The following is a 20,649-nucleotide window of genomic DNA, read 5'->3' as shown; positions in this document are numbered from 1 at the left end:
CGCATGTTTATCTAACATATGTTCGATGAACATGCGTTCTTTTTTTGACTGCTCCAAAAACGCAATTTCCTATAAAGCAAAAAAGAACCAGAGGAACTACTCCTCTGATTCTTCAATCTTTTCCAGTATTCGTTTTTTATAGGAAAGAAACTCTTCTGTCAGCTGAAAATCGTTTCTTCTTGGTTTTGGTTCTTCAATGCGGATCTCATCGATGATATGTCCCGGTTTCCCGCCGAGGATATAAATCCGGTCCGACAGAAGCACCGCCTCATCAATATCATGGGTGATAAATACGGTAGACAGATGAATCTGCTCCATCACATCCAGATACCACCGGTGCATGGACCGTTTTGTCAGCGTATCCAGCGCGGAAAACGGTTCATCCAAAAGAGCCAGTCTGTCTGAAAACAGATAAGTCCGAAGAAGCGCCGCCCGCTGCCTCATTCCTCCGGAAAGCTGTGCTGGATATTTTTTCTCAGTCCCGGCAAGTCCGAATTCTTCAAAATACGGGGCCGCTTTCTTTCTTGCTTCTTTCTTCTTCATGCCGCCAATCACAAGGGGAAGGGCAACATTATCCTCCACCGTGCGGTACGGCAGAAGCAGATCTTTCTGAAGCATGTAGCTGACATTGCCCGGCTTTCCCGTGATCTCCTCCCCGTCCAGAAACACCTGTCCCCGGTCCGGCTTCAGCAGTCCGGAAATCACATTAAACAGCGTCGTTTTTCCGCCTCCGCTGACACCAAGAAGGCTCACCAGCTCCCTGTCATGGATCTCGATGGAGATATCCTCAATAATTGTCCTTCCATCAAAGGATTTTGTCACACCTGACACTACTAAATCTGCCATCTTTCCTCCTTGCTACTCCGGAAGATATTCGTTGGAAAATCCGGTATTTTCCGGAATTTCGTTCTCGGTAAGTCCATTCTCATTCAGCCAGTTGTAAAACAGATTCCAGCGGTCCGGATCGATATAGCCCCATCTGTCCGCATCTGCGATATACTGATCTTTCAGATATTCCTGGCTTGCCTTTACAAACTCCTGATCAAGTTCCGGTGCTGCCTCGCACAGAATCTCCGCCGCTCCATCCGGATCTTCGATCGCATCTTCATATCCTTTCTTCACCGCACTCAGGAATTTCTTCGCGGTCTCCGGCTCTTTTTCCAGAAACTCGTTATTTCCAATAATTACCGGCGTATAATAGTCAAATGCCGGGTTGATATCCTTAAAAGCGAAATAATCGGTTTCCAGTCCTGCAACTTCCGTTGCCACACCTGCCCAGGCATAGAAAATCCAGATGGCATCCACGGATTTGGATTCCAGAGCGGACACTTCGTCCGTCACGGTACTTGGAATCAGCTCAACTTTACTGAAATCACCGCCGTCTGCCTCCACAACATTTTCCATCATTGCTTTCTCGATCGGAGCGTCCCAGGTGGCATATTTCTTTCCCTCCAGGCCTTTCGGAGTATCCATCCCTTCGCCCTTTCTGGAAATAATGCCTGATGTATTGTGCTGGACAACCGCTGCCACCGCTGTCGTCGGAAGTGCATCTTCCCCTACAACACCCGGCGCCATCGTATCCTGGAAGGAAATCCCGAACTGAGCCTTTCCCGAAGCAACCAGCGCATCCGCGCCATCCTCCGGCGGCTGTACAATTTCCACTTCCAGACCTTCATCCTCAAAATATCCTTTTTCCTGCGCCACATAAAGGCCGGTATGGTTGGTATTCGGCGTCCAGTCGAGCACGAACGTAATCTTTTCTTTCTCATTTTCCCCCTGCGAGGTTTCACCAGAACCACAGGCAGCCAGGGAGAGCGCCATACATCCTGCGGTTAATACTGCAACAATTTTCTTTTTCATCTAATGTTTCTCCTCCGTCTGTTCCCAGGCCATGCACTTTTTCTGCAGCAAATCTACCAGCTTCATCAAAACAAGGCTGATTACCGAGATCAGCAGGATCACCGCAAACATTTTATCAAATGCAAATGCCTTTTTTACCCTTGTCATATACACGCCAAGACCGTTAAATCCTCCGAGCCACTCGGAAATCACTGCTCCTACCACTGAATAGGACGCCGAAATCCTTAGGCTTGAAAAAAACTGGCCCATGGCTCCCGGAAGCTTGATATACCGGAAAATCTGAACTCTTCCCGCTCCCATGGAACGCAGAAGATTGATCATGTCCCGGTCCGCCGACCGGAATCCGTTCAGAAGTCCCACCGTCACCGGGAAAAAGGTCACAATGACAATCAGAATCACCTTTGGAAGCATCTCATATCCAAACCACAGCACAAGAAGCGGGGCAATGGCTACCGTTGGAATCGTCTGGGTAACGACAATCAGCGGGTAGAGAGCCTGATACAGCCGGTCAAACCGGTCCATGATGACTGCCATCACAAAGCCCAGAACCACCCCGCAGAACAGACCGAGAAATGCCTCTGCAAGCGTCACTTTCGCATGTTCCATCAAAAGCGGAAAGTCACTGATTAAAGCCTGTACCACCTCCACTGGCGATGGCAGCATATATCCCGGCACCAGGCCGGCCGAAGCTGCCACCTGCCATATGACGATGATGACCACAAGGGCCGCAGCGGACCAGAGCCTACTCGTGATGCTTTGAAACTTTCTTTTCAATGGACAGCACGTCTCCTTCCGGTCTGTAGCTGACTTTGATATACGCTGCCACATGCGGCGCGCCTGCACGCACAGCAATGTGCTGACATTCTTTTACAATGTCCATCAGCTCATCATAATCACCCTCGATTGTTGTCTCGAAAGGTCCCACGTAACAGTTCAGGCCTGTACTTTTGATATAGGCAATTACCTCGTCTACAATACGAATCAGTTCCTCATCGTTTGCCGCGTCCGGTAAGGACTGGATTGCTACACTTGCATTCATTTTCTCTTTCCTCCTGTAAATTTATCATAATGAAACAAAGTGGGTAAATCACAAAAAAACTCTGTCGGAACGCCTCCGGCAGAGATATCTTATCGTCCATGGGTACGAGACTGGTCTTTTCGTCCATGCAGTACTCCACTTCTGCAATATGCTCCCTACGCCGGTATGATCCGGATCAGGTATGAGGGTAAAAGACGCATGCCGGTCCTACTCTCAGCCGGACTGTCTCCGGCTCCCCTTTGTCCTGTATTAGTCTACGACACCTTTCTGCCTGTTGTCAAGAATTTCCTTTTTTGGGGACGTGTTCCGATGCATCGGAACACGTCCCCAATGATATGATTAATAAACACTCTTTATTCTTTTATATAAATCTTTTCTATTGATCCGATGTACATGGTGTGGTAGTCGCGGTCGGAGTACCATTTGGTGTCATTTTCTTTGACGTCGAATCCTTCCGGACTCATGAATTGATGGTACTGTTTTTTGCAGAGGATGATGAGGTTTGCCTCTTCGAATGCTGCGGTTCCTTCTACGCTCACTGGTGTGAGTCCGGCTTCTTTGATTTTGTCCCGGTCTCTTCCGGATACGGTTCCGCATAAATTCAGGGCTTTCCGGTATGTTTCATCAAAAAATGTGATGGTGAAGTATTCTCCCTGATCGACAAATTCTTTTGTGTACCGGGTCTGGCGGATGTAGGCTGTAACTGATGGTTTTCCCCAGATTACACCCATGCCTCCCCAGCTTGCTGTCATTGTATTGTAGTGTGTTTCATCTCCTGCTGTAATCAGCATCCATTCTTTTCCGATGGCGGTAAATGGATTCACATTCAGTTCTTCCGGTTTGATTTCTTTCCATCCCATGGCAGTATTCCCCTTTCTTTTCCCTAATCGTTTCTATGATGCTTTATCATACTACTTTTTCTTTTTTTCCGTCTACCGTCTCCTGTTCTTCCAGAAAGTGTTTCTTTCTCAGTTCTTCTTCGATGGCATCGAGGATTTCTTCGCTTTCGGCGCTGATGGTGTGAAAATGACTTCCGCTTGTAATGTTTTTCAGCGGACTGGACTGCCCGGCTTTGATGTCTTCTACAAAATCCATCACCTGTTTTCTTGTCCGGATGCCAAGTTCGGCCCGCAGGGTTCCGTACACGTTATGGCTGATAAATACATCTTCCGCAGTCCCGCCGAAATCCACAATCGTATTCAGTTCTTCCATGATCTCATCGTCTGTATGTTTCACCCGGATGACTCTGCTGGCTCTGTGGCTTCCCTGGCAGATGTATCCCCGGCAGGTGGAAACAATCTCATTTCCGGCAGCCCGAAGCACCGCGATATCCTGCACAATTACCTGACGGCTTACTTCAAAGTTTCTGGCAAGCTGAGTTCCGGATACCGGGCTTTCACTTCCCTGAATCTCTTTTAAAATCTTCTGTCTGCGAACTTCTCCGTCCATGGCTTTTCATCCTTTCTCATCATCCTTCGCCTAGTCAACCGGATGCAGGTTTTTCAGCGAAATGTCCAGAATCGGAGCGGAATGGGTCAATGCTCCGCTGGAAATATAGTCTACACCTGCTGCCGCAAGCTGTGCAGCATTTTCTTTTGTCACGTTACCGGAACATTCTGTGCTTGCTCTGCCGTCAATATAATCAACTGCCTCTTTCATCATTTCCAGAGACATGTTGTCAAGCATGATAATATCAGCACCTGCTTCCACCGCTTCTTTTACCATCTCCAGAGTTTCCGTCTCCACCTCGATCTTCCGTACAAACGGTGCGTACTCCCTGGCCATTTCCACTGCCTTTTTAACGCTGCCTGCCGCCCCGATATGATTATCTTTTAACAGTACGCCGTCGGAAAGATTGTACCGGTGATTATAGCCGCCTCCTGTGCGGACGGCGTATTTTTCAAAAATCCGCATGTTCGGCGTTGTCTTTCTTGTGTCAAGCAGTTTAGTCTTCGTTCCTTCCAGAAGTTTTGCCACACTTCTTGTATAGGTGGCGATTCCGCTCATTCTCTGAAGATAGTTTAAGGCCGTGCGCTCCCCGGAGAGCAGTACACGAATGTCTCCTGTCACAACTCCCATCTTCTGACCTTTTTTGACTTCATCTCCATCTTTTACAAACAGGGTGACCCTCGTAGATGGATCCAGCAGAGTAAACACTCTTTCAAACACCCAGAGCCCTGCAATGATACCGTCTTCTTTGCAGATCAGATCTACTTCTCCTTCACGCCGTTCTCTCATCACCGCATTGGTAGTGATGTCCTCGCTTGTAATATCTTCCTCCAGTGCCTGCATGATCAGTTTATCTGCCACCAGTTTCATCGTAATCTCATTCATCTTGCTTTCCTTACCCTTTCTATCTCATCCAGCACTTCCTCCCGGTATATCTGTGGAAGTCTGTCTTTTTCCTTTTGAATCTGCGCCTCTGCCGCTTCTGCAAGTCCTGCCGTCTCTTCCCGGCTTGCATCGTTCTCCTCCCAGGTCTCCGTCAGATGTCTGGCTGCTCTCGCCCCGAACACCAGGCTTTCCAGAAGGGAATTGCTTGCAAGACGGTTTGCTCCGTGCACACCGTTACAGCTTGTCTCCCCTACTGCGTACAGATGCTCCATTGATGTCTTACTGTGTTTGTCGACATGAATTCCTCCCATGAAATAGTGCTGTGCCGGGACAACCGGAATCCAGTCTTTTGTCACATCGTAGCCTTCTTCCAGACAGCGCTCATATATATGCGGGAAATGGCTTTTGATGACTTCTTCTCCCAGAACGGTCATGTCCAGCCATACATACGGCGTCTGGTCTTTCTCCATCTGCTTTCTGATTTCTGCTGTAAGCAGATCCCTTGGAAGCACCTCATTTGCAAACCGTTTTCCGTCCGCGCCATAGAGCTTTGCTCCCTCACCCCGCACGGACTCGGAAATCAAAAACCGGCGTCCCGGCTTTTTGGAATAAAGCGTCGTCGGATGAATCTGGATATAGTCAATGTGCTCCAGCTCGATATGATGACGCAGGGCAAGCGCCAGCGCGTCCCCGGTCAAATGCGGATAATTGGTCGAATGCTTATAAAGCCCTCCGATTCCGCCTGTTGCCAGAATCGTATACTCCGCCTCCAGGAAACAGTCTTCCCCGTCTTCCTGCGAAGCCACGACACCATAACACCGATTGTCCTTTTCCACCAGATCCAGCATCGTCACATGTTCCAGAATAGTCACATTACTTCTTGTCCGGACTGCTTTCAGAAGTTTGCTCGTAATCTCCTCCCCGGTAATATCCTCGTGAAACAGAATTCTCGGTTTGGAGTGGCATCCTTCCCTTGTATAATCGAATTCTCCGTCTTTTTTCGCAAAATCCACGCCGTAATCAACCAGCTCCCGGATCACGTCTCTGGAAGACCGGATCATAATATCCACGGATTCTACCCGGTTCTCATAATGTCCTGCTTTCAGTGTATCTTCCATGAAACTGTCGTAGTCCGTATCGTCTCTTAACACACAGATTCCGCCCTGTGCAAGAAAGGAATCGCTGTGCTCCACCTCATCCTTCGTGATCATCAGGACCTGTCTGTCTTCCGGCACATGGAGGGCGGCAAACAGTCCACTCGCTCCGGTTCCTACGATCAAAATATCTGTCTGTATCGTTTTCATTTTACACACCCCTTTGTTATTTCGCAAGCTTCAGCATCTGCTCCATGGCATGTTTTGCCTTTTCACTGACTTCGGCATCCACCTGCACCTCATTACTCTCATCCCGCAGACAATCCCGGATTTTCTCCAGTGTCACCTTTTTCATATCATGACAGCACTGTTCCTTCTGAATCGGGTAAAACTTCTTGTACGGATTCTGTTTCTTCAGTTCGTACATCACTCCGGTCTCCGTTCCAATCAGAAATTCTCCGGCATCGCTTTCTGCCGCCGCCTTGATAATGCCGGAGGTACTTCCTGCATAATCTGCAAGATCCACCACTTCTTTCGGACATTCCGGATGAACAAACACCAGGGCATCCGGATGTGCTTCTTTTGCGCTTAACACTTCTTCGGCAGTCATCTGATGATGTACCGGGCAGTACCCGTCTCCGAGAATAATCTCCTTTTCCGGTACCTGAGCTGCCACAAAACTTCCCAGATGCTGGTCCGGTATAAAATAAATCCTCTGGTTTGGCAGTGCCTTTACCACCTTCACCGCATTCGCCGATGTCACGCAGACATCGGAATACCGCTTAAGCTCCGCAGTCGAATTAATGTAACATACCACCGCCAGTTCCGGATCACTCTCCTTCATCGCTTTGATTTTTTCCACATCGGCCATATGCGCCATGGCACAGTCTGCCGTCGGATCCGGAAGCAGCACTTTTTTCTCCGGATTTAAAATCTTGGCACTTTCTCCCATAAAAGAAACTCCTGCAAAAACAAGAATCTTTGCATCCGTCTCCTTTGCCACCTTGCTCAGATAAAACGAATCCCCGGTATAATCTGCAATCTCCTGTACCTCATCCGGTACATAATAGTGTGCCAGTATCACGGCCTGTTTCTCTTTTTTCAGTATCTCAATCTCTTCTCTCAAAGAACTCATTGCGGTTTCCTCCCGTATCTTTACTCATTTACACCGCATTATACACCTGATTTTTACAGGTGACAAGACACTTGTTTCAGAATTGTAAATTCTGCTGGCAGAACAAAGAAAAATAAGGACGATTTCAATCGAAATGACAATACAGGAAAGAGAATCTGTGGTACAATAAATTTTCAGGAAATGCTAAAGCCTTACGGACAGAAAGTACAATATCTGCGAAGTAAAAGAGACATAAATAATCTACTATAAATAGGAGGTGCAACGAATGGAAGGTGTCAAGCGCTATTGCGTTCGTCTTCTCAATCATAACGAACAGTGGACAGAAGAATTTCAAAAAGTAAAGCAGTCTATTCAGGAGCAGTGGGCTGATAATGTTCTCGATATCCAGCACGTTGGAAGTACCGCCGTTCCTCTCATCTGTGCCAAACCGATTCTCGATGTGGCTGTCCGGCTCCGGTCGGTCCGGCAGTTGGATCCGTCTTTTCTCGAAGCACTCGGTTATGACTACTGTGGAATCCAGCACGGAAATCCTCTTCACCACTTATTTGTCCTGCGTGGTCCCGGTGAGATTTCTCTTCAGCATATCCACTGTTACGATCAGACCGCCCCGGAATTTGATCAGATTGTCGGCTTCCGGGACTATTTAAACGCCCACCCGGATGCTGCAAGGCAGTATGAAGCATTAAAAAAGGATCTTGCCGAAAAATATCCGGACAACCGTCCGGCCTACACAAAAGGGAAAGAGGATTTCATCCAAAATATCTGTGAAAAATTTTGAGTATAAAAACAGCCGGCACGTTTTCGTACCGGCTGCTTTTTTACGCGCTTATTTTGTTTATCGTTAATGTGCATGCATAAACATCATGCCGAGAAGGATTCCAAGAACCGTGAAAAATGCAGGCATTTTCCCTCTGTAGAGAGCGTTTGCCTCCGGCAGGATCTCGCCAAAATTGACGTAGAGCATGGCTCCGGAAGCAAAGCTTAAGCTGATGGCAAGTCCCATCTGCCCCATGTCGCCGATCCAGTACCCAAGGACGCCTCCGACAATGATCGCCGCCCCGCTCAATGCGGTCAGCAGGACTGCTCTGCCTTTGGACATTCCCGCTGCCAGAAGAGGTGCGCAGATCGCCATTCCTTCCGGCACATTGTGGATCCCGATAAAGATGGCGAGAGTCAGGGCCGGGCTTCCGATCAGGCTTCCGTGGCTTACCAAAGATGCACCGATCGTCATACCCACCGGAATATTGTGACACGCCACTGCAACCATCATTGCGACTCCGGCAGTCATCATCTTCCGGCTCATACGGCTTTTTGCCTGCTCTGCCTTCTGATCCATCACCCGTTCCAGAAGATAGACGGTCAGGAAACCAATGATCACAAAGACGGCAATCCCACCTTTGGACATTCCGGTTTCCAGTGCGTCGTGAAACAGATCCAGACAGACAATGCTGATCATGGTTCCGGACGCAAAGCTCAACAAAAGACTCATCGCCTTATCCGAGTCCTTCCTTACCGTCGTGCTGAGCGCCGCTCCGATTCCGGTTCCTCCGATTCCCGACAATGCTGTCAATACAATAATCGTAATAAGCATTTTCATATTATTTCACCACTATTTTACGGAAATTTTTCTTTCCTCTCCTTAAAACAAAGTCTTCTTCAAAATCTTCCTTCGTGTATGCGGTGTAGGTATCCGTTACCTTTTCGCCGTTGACTGCGGCTCCTCCCTGCTGTACTGCACGTCTTGCCTCAGACCTGGACGGTACCAGACCGCTCTTATGGAGCAGAGTCAGGATATCGATTTTTCCGTCTGTAAAGTCTTCGTCAGTAAGCTCACAGGTCGGCATCTCAGCTGCGCTTCCGCTGGAGAACAGTGCACGGGCGCTGTCCTGTGCCTTCTTCGCCTCTTCCTCGCCGTGAACCAGCTTGGTCAGCTCGTATGCAAGAATCTCTTTTGCCTGATTTAACTGGCTGCCTTCCCAGGAATCCATCTTGTCAATTTCTTCCAGCGGAAGGAAGGTCAGCATACGGATGCATTTTAATACATCGGCATCTGCCACATTTCTCCAGTACTGGTAGAATTCAAACGGAGATGTCTTGTTCGGATCCAGCCATACCGCTCCGGACTGTGTCTTGCCCATCTTCTTTCCTTCAGAGTTCAGAAGCAGTGTGATTGTCATGGCACACGCATTCTTTCCTAATTTCCGGCGGATCAACTCGGTACCGCCAAGCATGTTGGACCACTGATCGTCCCCGCCGAACTGCATATTGCAGCCGTATTTCTGGTACAGCATGTAGAAGTCGTAGCTCTGCATGATCATGTAGTTAAATTCCAGGAAACTAAGTCCCTTTTCCATTCTCTGCTTGTAGCACTCCGCACGCAGCATGTTGTTGACACTGAAATGCGGTCCCACTTCACGGAGAAAATCAATGTAGTTCAGATCAAGAAGCCAGTCAGCATTATTTACCATGAGTGCTTTCCCGTCTGAGAAATCAATAAATTTACTCATCTGCTTTTTAAAGCATTCACAGTTGTGCTGAATCTGCTCCGGCGTCATCATGGAACGCATATCTGTTCTTCCGGACGGATCCCCGATATATCCGGTTCCGCCTCCTACCAGGGCGATCGGCTTGTTCCCTGCCATCTGAAGACGTTTCATCAGGCAGAGCGCCATGAAATGCCCTACATGAAGGCTGTCCGCTGTCGGGTCAAACCCGATGTAAAAAGTCGCCTTTCCGTTGTTGATCAGCTCTCTGATCTCTTCTTCGTCTGTAACCTGAGCAATCAGGCCTCTTGCTTGTAATTCCTCGTAAATCTGCATCTTCCTTACCTCTTCTTTCCTTATATTATGTGAACATGATCTGTGAAATTCGTCCGCTTTCGCGTCTATTTCGGCCCTGCCGGGAAATTTCCCCGGACAAAGCGCCCCTCTTTTTCCACCTGTTTCACAAAACGGTTCACTTCTTTTCTTGTCTTTAAGACAATCAGCTTGGTGCCGGAAAGTTTCTTCATATATCCATAGTAATGCGCCTTGCTTCTCCGGTCAAAATTCCAGATCCGTTTTAGAAATCCCGGATCAAACTTCTCCGGACATCCCGGATTCATGCTCGGCCTTGGCTTCCCGTAATTTGTGATCACCCTTCTTAGCACGCTCAGAATGCAAAACCACCGTTTAAAATCCAGATAAATCACGGTGTCGCACACATCCATCCGATGCTCCACTGTTCGTGGAAAATTTCCGTCCATGATCCATTCCGGCTTGCGGATCTCGCTTTGGGTGAGCCGGTCAAACTCATCGAAAGGCTTCCTCTTCCACCCGGCGTCCCATGACAGCGCATCCAGGTAGACAACCGGGAGATCCATGATCTTCCCAAGTTGCCCGGCCAGCGTAGACTTTCCACTTCCGCTGCACCCGAGAATAACGATCTTCTTTGATTCCTGTCTGTTCTTTCCCCGGCAAGCCGGGTATCGCTCTTTTCTCCGGTCTTCCTTCAAAAAAACTTCCATCTTTTCCCTGAGTCGGCAAAACCGCTGATAGATCGGAGGGGCAATCTTTCCTTCTTCTCCCATCCGGACAAACTCCGAAAGACTCACCCACCTGGCATCTGCGGTCTCTCCTTTCTGAAGACGGATTTCTTCAACAGGAACAGTTTTTCTGACAATGTAGAAATCGATAAACGCATACTCTTCCATCTGGGAATCCAGAAGATGAAGCTCGTTTTCCCTCACCCGGATCCCGGTCTCCTCAAACAGCTCCCTTACCGCTGCCGCCCTGCTTTCTTCGCCGGCCTCCAGAGCTCCGCCTGTATTCTCCCATGTTCCCGGATACTTCTCCTTATCCGGAGAACGCAGCGTCAGCAGGATCTCATTTTGGTCATTGACGACACACGCAACCACAACAATATGAAATTCTCCCTTTACCATCGGATCTTTCCTGCCCGCCTGCTTCCCAAGCGGCTGCCGGTTTTCATCAAATAAATCCCATACCTCCATGGCCTGTAACCTTTCAGAACAATGTTTCCTGTAAAAAGAGTTTCGCTCACGGAACTCTCGCGCCGAGCGCTGTCGCTTTTGCGACAAATTTCTACTTTGCGCGAGTGCGCATCCCGCGGAGCGTTTTTATTTAACAGGGAACAAAGTTTCCTGTTAAATAAAAATCCCCCGTCCTTAGAAAGGACGAGGGTTATGCTCGTGGTACCACCTTTTTTCCCGGAATCAATCCGGCTCAGTAAGACATCTCCTTCCTCCACTCACCATGGAATCCCGGAAATATCCCGGCACTATAACGTGTGCCCTGACGTCACAGCCTACTTACTTTCGGTGTGAAGCTCCAAGATGTATTCACAACAAATTTTTCCTGCACCTCTCATCAACCGGTAACTTTCTGTCTGAACCTGATCTGCTGCTACTTCTTCTTTTCTCAGCCTTTTTCCTATACGCTTATGTCAAATACTAACCGATTCCCGTGCGCTTGTCAAGCCTCTTTTTCGTGTTTACGCTTTCCATTTCCGTATTTCCATAAGCCCTGGAACCAGAACTTTCGCACTCGTCTCCAGAATAATCCGGCCTTTTTCGGCCGTAGCTCCGCCCGGATCGCCTCCGATACCGATCGGTTTCCCTTCCGCTGTCTTCCAGTCTTCTGAAACCCATCCGATTGTAACATTTCCTCCGGTCTTCAGCGTCTGATTGCCTACAAACGCACTTGGTATTCCCGCCTCGGAAGTCTCCAGCTTCACCAGTGTTTCGTCGACCGCCATCACCATGGATGTCTCCATTTCTCCTCCATGAAAATCGTAATGATTACCTTCTGATATTGTTGCCTGTACATCCGGATGTCCAAATGCTCCCGATGACAGAATAAACGGCGACATTCCAAGTTCACTCCGAAGCTCACGGCTTAAGATCTGAATCACCGGCAGATTTCCTCCGTGGCATACAAGAAATGCGATCTTCCGAAAACCATGGCGGTAAAGGCTCTCACTGATATCATAGAGCAGATGATAGTACGTATCCGGCTTTAAAGTAATGGATCCGCAGAAATTCTTGTGCTCTGTGCTCAGACCAACCGGAATAACCGGAAACGCAAGAATCGGGAAGTCTGCTTCTCCGGCTTCCTCCAGCGCTTTTCCAAGGTATTCCACCATTGCTTCCGCAATGATGTCATCTGTCCCAAGCGGCGCCTGATTTCCATGCTGCTCCAGTGCTCCCACCGGAATCAGGACGATCGTCTCCTCCTTATCCACCTGTTCCATTTCCAGACGCGTCAGTTCTCTGTACTTACGAATCATACCGTTCCCTCCATCCTTTGACAACTCCCACTTCTTTCAGCCTGTCATACAGAAGATATCCCACAATATAATTCAGCAAAAGCTTGATCAGATTGAACGGGATTGTCGCCAGTATGAGAAACAGCGGAAGATTTCGAATCAGAGGATTGACTGCTCCCACGGTGCGGACCACTTCATCCAGAGAAAGGCCCATCGCCGATGCATAAAGCGGAAGTGTAATGCACGCATTCAGGACACAGGAAAACGCAATCCGGATCGGAAGATTGATCCCAAGAGAAATCACTGCCGCCTTTCTCGTCTGTCCCATCTTTTTGAACACGATCCACAGCGGGAGCACAAACAGCAGCGTCCCTAGAAGATTGGCGAATTCACCGACAAACATTGTCGTTGTCCCAATCGTGATCAGCTTGATCAGAATTTTGATGACCTCCACACAGATTCCGGACACCGGACCCAGCAGAAATGTCGCGATCACAGAAGGAACGTCGCTGAAATCCACCTTATAAAACGGCGGCATCAAAGGAATCGGAAATTCCAGCGACATCAGGATACCGGCAACAGCCGAAAGCATAGCCGTAATGATGAAGTAGTAGGTTTTGTTTTTTGTTCTCATATAGTTTTCTCCTTTCGAATAATGTTACAAATTTCGTAAATCCTTCGAAAGAAAAAATCCCAGCACCAGGGGCACTGAGATTCTATGTTCACTGTTTCTTCTCCCATCCAGACTGTCACTGTCGGTTTTGGAATTTCACCAAATCAGCCACATACGTGGGTCACGGACTATACCGTCGGTAGGGAATTACACCCTGCCCCGAAGAATTTATTCATTTGCAGTATTATCGTAGCACACTTATATCCATTGTGCAATACATCTGATGCAATTTATGGATTTGTAAGTGCGCGGGCCGTATCCTGCAAAAACGCATCGATCCGCTCCTGATCCTGTTCGAGGCAGCAGGCATACAGCAGGTCCATCATAACCAGAATCGGAAACTGAGGAGAAATCGCATCTCCATACTCCAGATTGTCCAGTGCCGGGACGAGAATCACCTCGTCACAATACTCCATGAAATCCGGGTTGTTCCGCGCTGTCACAAGGACACATCCGGCTCCTCTCCGCTTCGCCTCCTGAAGCATATACTGAACCTCTTCCGTCTGCCCTTTCATGCTGAATCCGATGACCAGAGAGGTTTCATTTTGAAAGACCGCCCGCATCCGGATCATGTCCCGGTCCACGAGAGAATTGATATTCAGCCCGATCCGCATAAACCGAAGCTCGGTCTCCCTGGCGGCAATCCCGGAGCTTCCAACGCCGCAGACAAAAATTCTCTCCGCCTGAAACAGCATCCCGGCAATCTTTTTGAATTTCTTTTCATCAGCCAGATTATACGCCTTATTCAAAAGCTCCTGATAAGTATCCAGCACCCGTCTTGTATTATCTGCAAAGGGTCTGCTTTTCTTCTCCCGAAATGTATCCTCGTACTGATAGATAAACTCCCTGTATCCCCGGAATCCGCATTTTTTTGCAAACCGGGAGAGAGATGCCTCGGAAACATAAAGCCGTTCAGAAACCGCCTTTGCGGAAAAATCCCGCTTCTTTTTATTCTGGATAAAGAAATCCGCGATGGTCCGCTCCAAAGCTGTAAAATTCTCATAGTTGTACTCAATCACCGGTATGATCGACCTTGCGTAGTGCTCCATGTTCTTTTCCTTTCTTCTGTCTGTATTTTACATAACACTACCGAGAGTATAACACAGGTTTCACAAAAATAATACTAACTCTCCCATAGTTTTTGTGTTATAATGAGATTGTTTGAAAATGGCATGTTTGCCGGAAAAATAGGAGGTTTTTATTATGAACGTACCTGAAAGAATCGCAAAATTGCGTACTCTTATGGAAGAAAAGGGAATTGACATCTATGTTGTTCCGACAGCTGACTTCCATCAGAGCGAGTATGTTGGAGAACATTTTAAAGCGAGAAAATTTATTACCGGATTCTCCGGATCTGCAGGAACCGCTGTCATCACAAAAGAAGGCGCTTACCTCTGGACAGACGGAAGATATTTCATCCAGGCTGCAAAACAGCTGGAAGGCTCTACAGTTGAACTGATGAAAATGGGCGAGCCGGGTGTCCCGACTATCCATGAGTTCCTTGCTGATACATTACCGGAAAACGGCACACTCGGATTTGACGGACGTGTAGTTTCCATGGGTGAGGGACAGGATTACGAGTCCATCGCAACCGAGAAACACGGAAAAATCGTTTACGAATATGACCTCATCGACCAGATCTGGGAAGACCGCCCGGCACTTTCTGAGGAACCGGTCTTCGCACTGAATCTGAAATATACAGGTGAGACAGTTGCATCCAAGCTGTCCCGTATCCGTGAAGACATGAAAAATGCCGGAGCAACTGCTCATGTCCTCACAACACTGGATGATATCTGCTGGACACTCAACATCCGCGGAAACGACATCGAGTTCTTCCCTCTTGTACTGTCCTACGCAGTGATCACCATGGATAAAGTAGACCTCTACATCAACGAGGCAAAATTAAGCAGCGAAATCAAGGCGGATCTGGAAAAGGACGGTGTTGTCTTCCATCCGTACAATGACATTTACGAAGACATCAAGAAAGTCGGATCTGACGAAGTGCTTCTGATCGACCCGGCAAGACTGAACTACGCACTTTACAACAACATCCCGGAAGGTGTTGCAAAAGTGGAAGAGCGTAACCCGGAGATCCTCTTCAAGGCAATCAAAAACGAAGTAGAGATCGAAAACATCCGTCAGGCTCAGATCAAGGACAGCGTTGCACATGTGAAATTCATGAAATGGCTCAAGGAAAATGTGGGCAAGATGACGATCACAGAGATGAGCGCATCTGACAAACTGGACGAGTTCCGTGCAGAACAGGGCAACTTCATCCGTCCAAGCTTCGAGCCGATCAGCTCCTATGGTGAGCACGGTGCCATCGTACACTACACATCCTCACCGGAGACAGACGTTGAGCTCAAAGAAGGCGGACTGTTCCTGACTGATACCGGTGCCGGATTCTACGAAGGCTCCACAGACGTTACACGTACCTACGCCTTCGGCGAGATCCCGCAGATCATGAAAGATCACTTTACACTGGTTGCAATCAGCAATCTCTCCCTTGCAAACGCACGCTTCTTAAAAGGCTGCACCGGAATGACTCTGGACATGCTTGCAAGAAAGCCGTTCTGGGACAGAAACTTAAACTTCAACCATGGAACAGGACACGGCGTTGGATACCTTCTGAACATTCACGAAGGCCCGGCAGGATTCAGATGGCAGTTCCGCGCAGGCGAGATTCAGCCGTTTGAGAAAGGTATGATCATCACAGACGAACCTGGTATCTACATCGAAGGAAGCCACGGTATCCGTCTGGAGAACGAGCTTCTCACATGCGAAGGTGAGAAAAACGAATACGGACAGTTCATGTACTTTGAACCGATCACTTACATCCCGATGGACCTTGACGCCATCAATCCGGAAATCATGACAGCAGAAGAAAAGAAAATGCTCAATGATTACCACAAGACTGTTTATGAGAAAATTTCTCCATACCTTGACAATGAGGAGAAAGAATGGCTCAGAACATACACAAGAGAGATCTAAACCGAAAACTGATTTCAGATGCAGCGATACGGCTCCGGTGCCTTCAGGTGCCGGAGCTGTATCTGTTACTACCATGAACAGGAGATGATATTATGCCATCCATCTATGCACACTACACCTTCGGAGAAATGATGAAAAAAGCATTTCCGGCCGATATCCGCAAGCTGATTTCCCTCCATGAGGATCTGTTTGAAATCGGACTGCACGGCCCGGATCTGTTCTTTTATTACCATGCACTTCTCAAAAACCGTGTCAACCGGACCGGCTACCACATGCACGATGTAAGCGCTGCACCATTCTTCCGGCGCTCCAGAGATGTGATTTTATCCGCAGCCTCCATATCCGAGAAACATGCCCGGTTAGCCTACATTCTTGGCTTTCTCTGTCACTTCACACTGGACAGCGTCTGCCACAGCTATATTGAGAAAAAACTCACGGAAGATCCGGTTACCCACTCCGATATTGAAACCGAGTTTGACCGCTATCTTCTGTTGAAACAGAATAAACGCCCGCTTCACGCAAAGGTGACTTCACACCTCCACGCTTCAACGGCAGGAGCAAAAGCAATCCAGGCGTTTTTCCCGACACTGAGCGTCCGGCAGGTAGAGTCCTCCATTTCTTCCATGATCTGGTACAATGACCTGTTTACAACCTCTGACCGGCTCACACGCAGTCTCGTAACATTCTTTATGCACGCCACCTTTACCTACAAAAGTCTCGGTGGACTGCTGATGAAGGAAAAAGCCAATCCGCACTGCGCGGACAGCAACCTCAGGCTTCACAAACTGATGGAGGCATGCGTGCCGCTTGGCCTCTCACTTGCGAAAAATTATGTTGCATTTTTCAATCACGGAGAACCGCTCTCGCCTTATTTCCGCCATACTTTCGGACCAAAACCAGGCTGGGAACATATCCCGGTCTTATCCTTAAAAGAAGAGCGCCGTTACAAACCTGACACGGAGGAACTTTCACAATGAAATGGAAGACAACATCACTGGAAAAGAAATGGATTTTTTACGACGTAGGAAACTCAGCTTTTACTCTCCTGGTTTCCACCATTATGCCGATTTATTTTAACTACCTTGCATCGAGCGCCAACGTCTCGGAAGTCGATTACCTCGCTTTCTGGGGATATGCCACTTCGGCTGCAACGATTATCACCGCCATCCTCGGACCGGTTCTCGGAACAGTCTCGGATTTCAGAGGATGGAAAAAGCGGCTTTTTCTCTTCTCTCTTCTGGTAGGGGCCTGCGGCTGCGTGGTGCTTGGGTTCTTAAGCTCCTGGATCTGGTTTCTGCTGATTTTTGTACTTGCAAAGGCAGCGTACTCTCTGAGCCTGATCTTCTATGATTCCATGCTCACCGACGTCACTACCGAAGAGCGGATGGACGAAGTCTCCTCCCGCGGCTACGCCTGGGGATATATCGGAAGCTGTGTTCCATTTTTAATCAGCCTGGCTCTGGTTCTCTTTTACGAAACACTGGGAATTACCATGAACATGGCCATGAGCATTGCATTTCTGCTCATCGCTGTCTGGTGGGTCTGCTTTGCGGTACCGCTTCTTCGAAGCTATAAACAGCTTCACTGTATCGAAAATCACGATCACGCGGTCTCCTCCGGACTTCGCCGGCTCGGCCATGTGTTTGGAGAATTGAAGAAAAACAAGAAGATTCTCTTCTTCCTGATTGCCTTTTTCTTCTACATCGACGGCGTGTACACCATCATTGACATGGCAACCGCCTACGGAACAGCTCTGGGGCTGGATACGACCGGACTGCTTCTGGCACTTCTGGTAACGCAGATCGTTGCCTTCCCGGCCGCACTGATTTTCGGACGCTTGAGTGGAAAATACAAAAACGCAAGCCTGATCAAGATCTGTATCGCAGCATATTTTCTGATCGCCCTTTACGGTATCACTTTAAAAGAACAGTATCAGTTCTGGATTCTGGCTGTCTGTGTCGGAATCTTCCAGGGCGCGATCCAGTCCCTCTCCCGGTCCTATTTCGCCCGGATCATTCCGGCTGAACGCTCCGGAGAATACTTTGGCATCTATGATATCTGCGGAAAGGGTGCATCCTTCCTCGGAACCACTCTGGTCTCCGCAATGAGCCAGCTCACAGGAAACATGAATCTTGGCGTCGGTTCTCTCGCCGTCATGTTCCTGATCGGATTTTTCTTTTTTCTTCGTACCGAAAAATTATCCTAAAACAAAAAAGGATCTCTTCCGGCACGCCTCATTCAAAGGCTGTCCTGAAAAGATCCTTTTTCATTTCTGTATGCTATTATTTATGCGTATTTCCGGACGATCTCCTGCATTTTATCAAAGCACTGCTCCATCTCGTCCACCAGACGGAACTGCGTCCGCGCACGCACCAGATTGTGCTCCGGATACTCTGTCTTAAAGTAGGTATCTCCCTGAAGGTAGTCTGTCAGGAAACGGATACCGCACTCCAGTGTCATCAGTCTGGCCCCCCACGGAAGGCTTTCGATCTCTTCCTTGGTAAGCACATCCTTTGTCTCCTCCAGATATCCCTTTACATAAAGCTCATACAGGGAAATATCAAAATGTACCAGATCCAGGTTTTTCTCATCCTCTGCCGCTGTCGCCGCGCCGAACCGGATGGAATCACCAAAATCATTCGCTGCAAGGCCCGGCATGATCGTATCCAGATCGATAATGCACAGCCCTTTTCCAGTCCTGGAATCAAAAAGAATATTATTTAACTTCGTATCATTGTGAGTCACACGAAGCGGAAGCGTTCCGTCATCCTGCTGTTTCACAAGCACTGCACAGTCATCCTTGCGTTTCAGGACGAAATCAATCTCCGGACGGCAGCTGCCTTTCCGGTTTTTCAGATCCCGTTTCAGGGCAACCTCAAACGCTTCAAATCTCTTAACCGTATTGTGGAAGTCCGGAATCGTCTCATGCAGTCTGGATGCCGGATAATCGCCAAGCTGTTTCAGGAAATGGCCAAAACTGCTGCCGGACTGATAGAACTGCTCCGGCTTCTCCACCAGCTGGTAGCACTCAGAATCCGGGATAAAGTTGTAGCATCTCCACGGCTCCCCTTCACTGTCCTCAAAATAGTTGGCTCCGCTCTTCGTCTTGATATAGGCAAGAGTCTCCCTGTCCGGATCTCCGCCCTCCTCGCGGATCACATTTCTCAGGTATTCGGTTACACCGAAAATATTTTCCATAACACCGGCCGGATCCTTGAATACATTGCTGTTGACTCTCTGAAGAACATAGGAAAGCTCATCTCCATTTTCACCCGGTGTATAAACCGCATATGTCTCGTTGATATGGCCTGCGCCAAACGGCTTCACATAGCTGCATCTCGGTCCAAAACCAAACGCATAGATCGCATCCTCCAGATCACGATTGTCCACACCGTCAATCTTCCGGTGGGTAGAGAAGATCACATCTCCAGCCTCTACCTTCTGTTTGATTCCGATATTACAGTTTGCCTTTACCACACTGTTCAGGCTGATATGAGCACCTTTTGCCACATGGGAATCATGATCGACTACCGCACCACTGTTGATCAGAACTCCGTGTTCGATGACTGTATGCGTATTAATCACTGCCTTCTGCATGACAAATGTACCATTTCCAATAACAGCGCTCTGGCTTACAAAGGCAGTCGGATGAATGATCGCCGGCACCTTGTATCCTGCTTCCATCAGCTTTTCCGTCCAGAAAAGCCGCATATTATTGTCACCAAGAGCTGCTACTGCTGTGTCATACTTTTCAAGAAAACTCTTATAATCGCAGCACTTTCCGACAACGTCCTTGTCCTTTACCGCATCATCCAAAAATACAACGTCCTCATAGCCTAAAAGCCATGCTGTCTCCTGAATCATGTGCCCAAAACCGCCGGCACCTAAAATCAATAAGCTCTTCATTGCATTTCTCTGTAAGAGATATTCTATTCTCTTATCTTCCCTTTCTCCATATTTTACTCATATCCTCTTCCGTCCGGCGAAACCCTTTCCCGGCTCCTTCGGCGGCAAAAGGCCAGGGCCTTCATCTGGCACCCCGGCCTTAAGTATATCTATTATATCAGATTTCCAGTAAAAAGTCTTATTTTGCCAAAAATTTCTTTACGACTTTTTCCAGAATCTTTGCAATTTTATTACAAGGTTCTTTACAAATCAAAGAAGTTTTTCCGGTATTACTCCCCGACTTTGCCACTTTCTCCATTCTAACAACTGAAAAATATATTGAAAATACAGCCTTTGGGTTGTATTTTTTTAC

General features: G+C 48.2%; 20 protein-coding genes, 2 riboswitches and 1 other annotated feature. Of the genes, 4 read left to right on the top strand and 16 right to left on the bottom strand.

The window, feature by feature from the left end:
• Positions 1-96: 96 nt before the first annotated feature.
• From FGQ85_RS16310 to nadA, 9 genes are all read right to left on the bottom strand, one after another.
• The gene (locus tag FGQ85_RS16310) at positions 97-846 is read right to left on the bottom strand and encodes an ABC transporter ATP-binding protein (RefSeq protein WP_087168489.1); all 750 of its coding nucleotides are present in this window, start codon (positions 844-846) and stop codon (positions 97-99) included.
• A gap of 12 nt (positions 847-858) precedes the next feature.
• Complete coding sequence (locus FGQ85_RS16305) at positions 859-1,860, bottom strand: ABC transporter substrate-binding protein (RefSeq protein WP_087252730.1); 1,002 nt, start codon at positions 1,858-1,860, stop codon at positions 859-861.
• The gene (locus FGQ85_RS16300) at positions 1,861-2,634 is read right to left on the bottom strand and encodes an ABC transporter permease (RefSeq protein WP_087168491.1); all 774 of its coding nucleotides are present in this window, start codon (positions 2,632-2,634) and stop codon (positions 1,861-1,863) included.
• Positions 2,603-2,899 (bottom strand): thiamine-binding protein, encoded by a 297-nt coding sequence (locus FGQ85_RS16295; protein WP_087168492.1) that lies wholly within the window; start codon positions 2,897-2,899, stop codon positions 2,603-2,605. Before FGQ85_RS16295 ends, FGQ85_RS16300 begins: the two co-directional genes overlap by 32 nt.
• A 135-nt stretch (positions 2,900-3,034) precedes the next feature.
• Positions 3,035-3,148: riboswitch (TPP riboswitch) on the bottom strand.
• Between the two features lie 104 nt (positions 3,149-3,252).
• Complete coding sequence (locus tag FGQ85_RS16290) at positions 3,253-3,759, bottom strand: flavin reductase family protein (RefSeq protein WP_138373982.1); 507 nt, start codon at positions 3,757-3,759, stop codon at positions 3,253-3,255.
• A gap of 46 nt (positions 3,760-3,805) precedes the next feature.
• Positions 3,806-4,348, bottom strand: a complete 543-nt coding sequence (locus FGQ85_RS16285) for a transcription repressor NadR (RefSeq protein WP_138373981.1) — start codon at positions 4,346-4,348, stop codon at positions 3,806-3,808.
• A gap of 30 nt (positions 4,349-4,378) precedes the next feature.
• On the bottom strand, positions 4,379-5,233 hold the full coding sequence (gene nadC / locus FGQ85_RS16280; RefSeq protein ID WP_138373980.1) for a carboxylating nicotinate-nucleotide diphosphorylase: 855 nt from the start codon (positions 5,231-5,233) through the stop codon (positions 4,379-4,381).
• Entirely contained in the window at positions 5,230-6,537 is a 1,308-nt protein-coding gene (locus FGQ85_RS16275) for an L-aspartate oxidase (protein WP_087168496.1), read from the bottom strand. The genes nadC and FGQ85_RS16275 overlap by 4 nt, the downstream gene beginning before the upstream one ends.
• Before the next feature lie 16 nt (positions 6,538-6,553).
• Complete coding sequence (nadA, locus tag FGQ85_RS16270; RefSeq protein ID WP_138373979.1) at positions 6,554-7,462, bottom strand: quinolinate synthase NadA; 909 nt, start codon at positions 7,460-7,462, stop codon at positions 6,554-6,556.
• 265 nt (positions 7,463-7,727) lie between these two features.
• On the opposite strand from nadA, the gene FGQ85_RS16265 reads away from it, so the two are divergent.
• Positions 7,728-8,240, top strand: coding sequence for a GrpB family protein (locus FGQ85_RS16265; RefSeq protein ID WP_138373978.1), 513 nt, complete (start codon positions 7,728-7,730; stop codon positions 8,238-8,240).
• Positions 8,241-8,303: 63 nt separating this feature from the next.
• On the opposite strand, the gene FGQ85_RS16260 is transcribed toward FGQ85_RS16265, so the two are convergent.
• The 6 genes from FGQ85_RS16260 to FGQ85_RS16235 form a co-directional block, all read right to left on the bottom strand.
• On the bottom strand, positions 8,304-9,059 hold the full coding sequence (locus FGQ85_RS16260) for a ZIP family metal transporter (RefSeq protein ID WP_138373977.1): 756 nt from the start codon (positions 9,057-9,059) through the stop codon (positions 8,304-8,306).
• Position 9,060: 1 nt separating this feature from the next.
• Positions 9,061-10,281: a tyrosine--tRNA ligase gene (gene tyrS, locus FGQ85_RS16255; RefSeq protein ID WP_087168500.1), complete on the bottom strand. Its 1,221-nt coding sequence runs from the start codon at positions 10,279-10,281 to the stop codon at positions 9,061-9,063.
• A gap of 65 nt (positions 10,282-10,346) precedes the next feature.
• On the bottom strand, positions 10,347-11,453 hold the full coding sequence (locus FGQ85_RS16250) for an NUDIX domain-containing protein (RefSeq protein ID WP_138373976.1): 1,107 nt from the start codon (positions 11,451-11,453) through the stop codon (positions 10,347-10,349).
• Positions 11,454-11,629: 176 nt separating this feature from the next.
• Positions 11,630-11,891, bottom strand: a binding site (T-box leader).
• Between the two features lie 62 nt (positions 11,892-11,953).
• On the bottom strand, positions 11,954-12,748 hold the full coding sequence (locus FGQ85_RS16245) for a creatininase family protein (RefSeq protein ID WP_087168502.1): 795 nt from the start codon (positions 12,746-12,748) through the stop codon (positions 11,954-11,956).
• On the bottom strand, positions 12,738-13,361 hold the full coding sequence (locus tag FGQ85_RS16240; protein WP_138373975.1) for an ECF transporter S component: 624 nt from the start codon (positions 13,359-13,361) through the stop codon (positions 12,738-12,740). Before FGQ85_RS16240 ends, FGQ85_RS16245 begins: the two co-directional genes overlap by 11 nt.
• Positions 13,362-13,452: 91 nt before the next feature.
• A riboswitch (FMN riboswitch) is annotated at positions 13,453-13,571 on the bottom strand.
• Positions 13,572-13,630: 59 nt separating this feature from the next.
• Positions 13,631-14,449, bottom strand: a complete 819-nt coding sequence (locus FGQ85_RS16235) for a MurR/RpiR family transcriptional regulator (RefSeq protein WP_087168504.1) — start codon at positions 14,447-14,449, stop codon at positions 13,631-13,633.
• A 154-nt stretch (positions 14,450-14,603) separates the two neighbouring features.
• On the opposite strand from FGQ85_RS16235, the gene FGQ85_RS16230 reads away from it, so the two are divergent.
• From FGQ85_RS16230 to FGQ85_RS16220, 3 genes are all read left to right on the top strand, one after another.
• Complete coding sequence (locus FGQ85_RS16230; RefSeq protein WP_138373974.1) at positions 14,604-16,391, top strand: aminopeptidase P family protein; 1,788 nt, start codon at positions 14,604-14,606, stop codon at positions 16,389-16,391.
• 92 nt (positions 16,392-16,483) lie between these two features.
• A complete protein-coding gene (locus tag FGQ85_RS16225) occupies positions 16,484-17,368 on the top strand; it encodes a zinc dependent phospholipase C family protein (protein WP_138373973.1) in 885 nt (294 codons plus the stop codon).
• On the top strand, positions 17,365-18,597 hold the full coding sequence (locus tag FGQ85_RS16220) for an MFS transporter (RefSeq protein ID WP_138373972.1): 1,233 nt from the start codon (positions 17,365-17,367) through the stop codon (positions 18,595-18,597). Before FGQ85_RS16225 ends, FGQ85_RS16220 begins: the two co-directional genes overlap by 4 nt.
• A gap of 80 nt (positions 18,598-18,677) precedes the next feature.
• On the opposite strand, the gene FGQ85_RS16215 is transcribed toward FGQ85_RS16220, so the two are convergent.
• Positions 18,678-20,297 carry a phosphotransferase gene (locus FGQ85_RS16215; RefSeq protein WP_138373971.1) on the bottom strand — a complete coding sequence of 540 codons (1,620 nt, stop codon included), beginning with the start codon at positions 20,295-20,297 and terminating at the stop codon, positions 18,678-18,680.
• Between the last annotated feature and the right edge of the window lie 352 nt (positions 20,298-20,649).

Source organism: Pseudoflavonifractor sp. BSD2780061688st1 E11 (genome assembly GCF_005844125.1).
Lineage (GTDB): Bacteria > Bacillota > Clostridia > Lachnospirales > Lachnospiraceae > Sellimonas > Sellimonas catena.
Note: the sequence above shows the minus strand (reverse complement) of the source record. Positions and strands in the feature narration are given on the sequence as shown.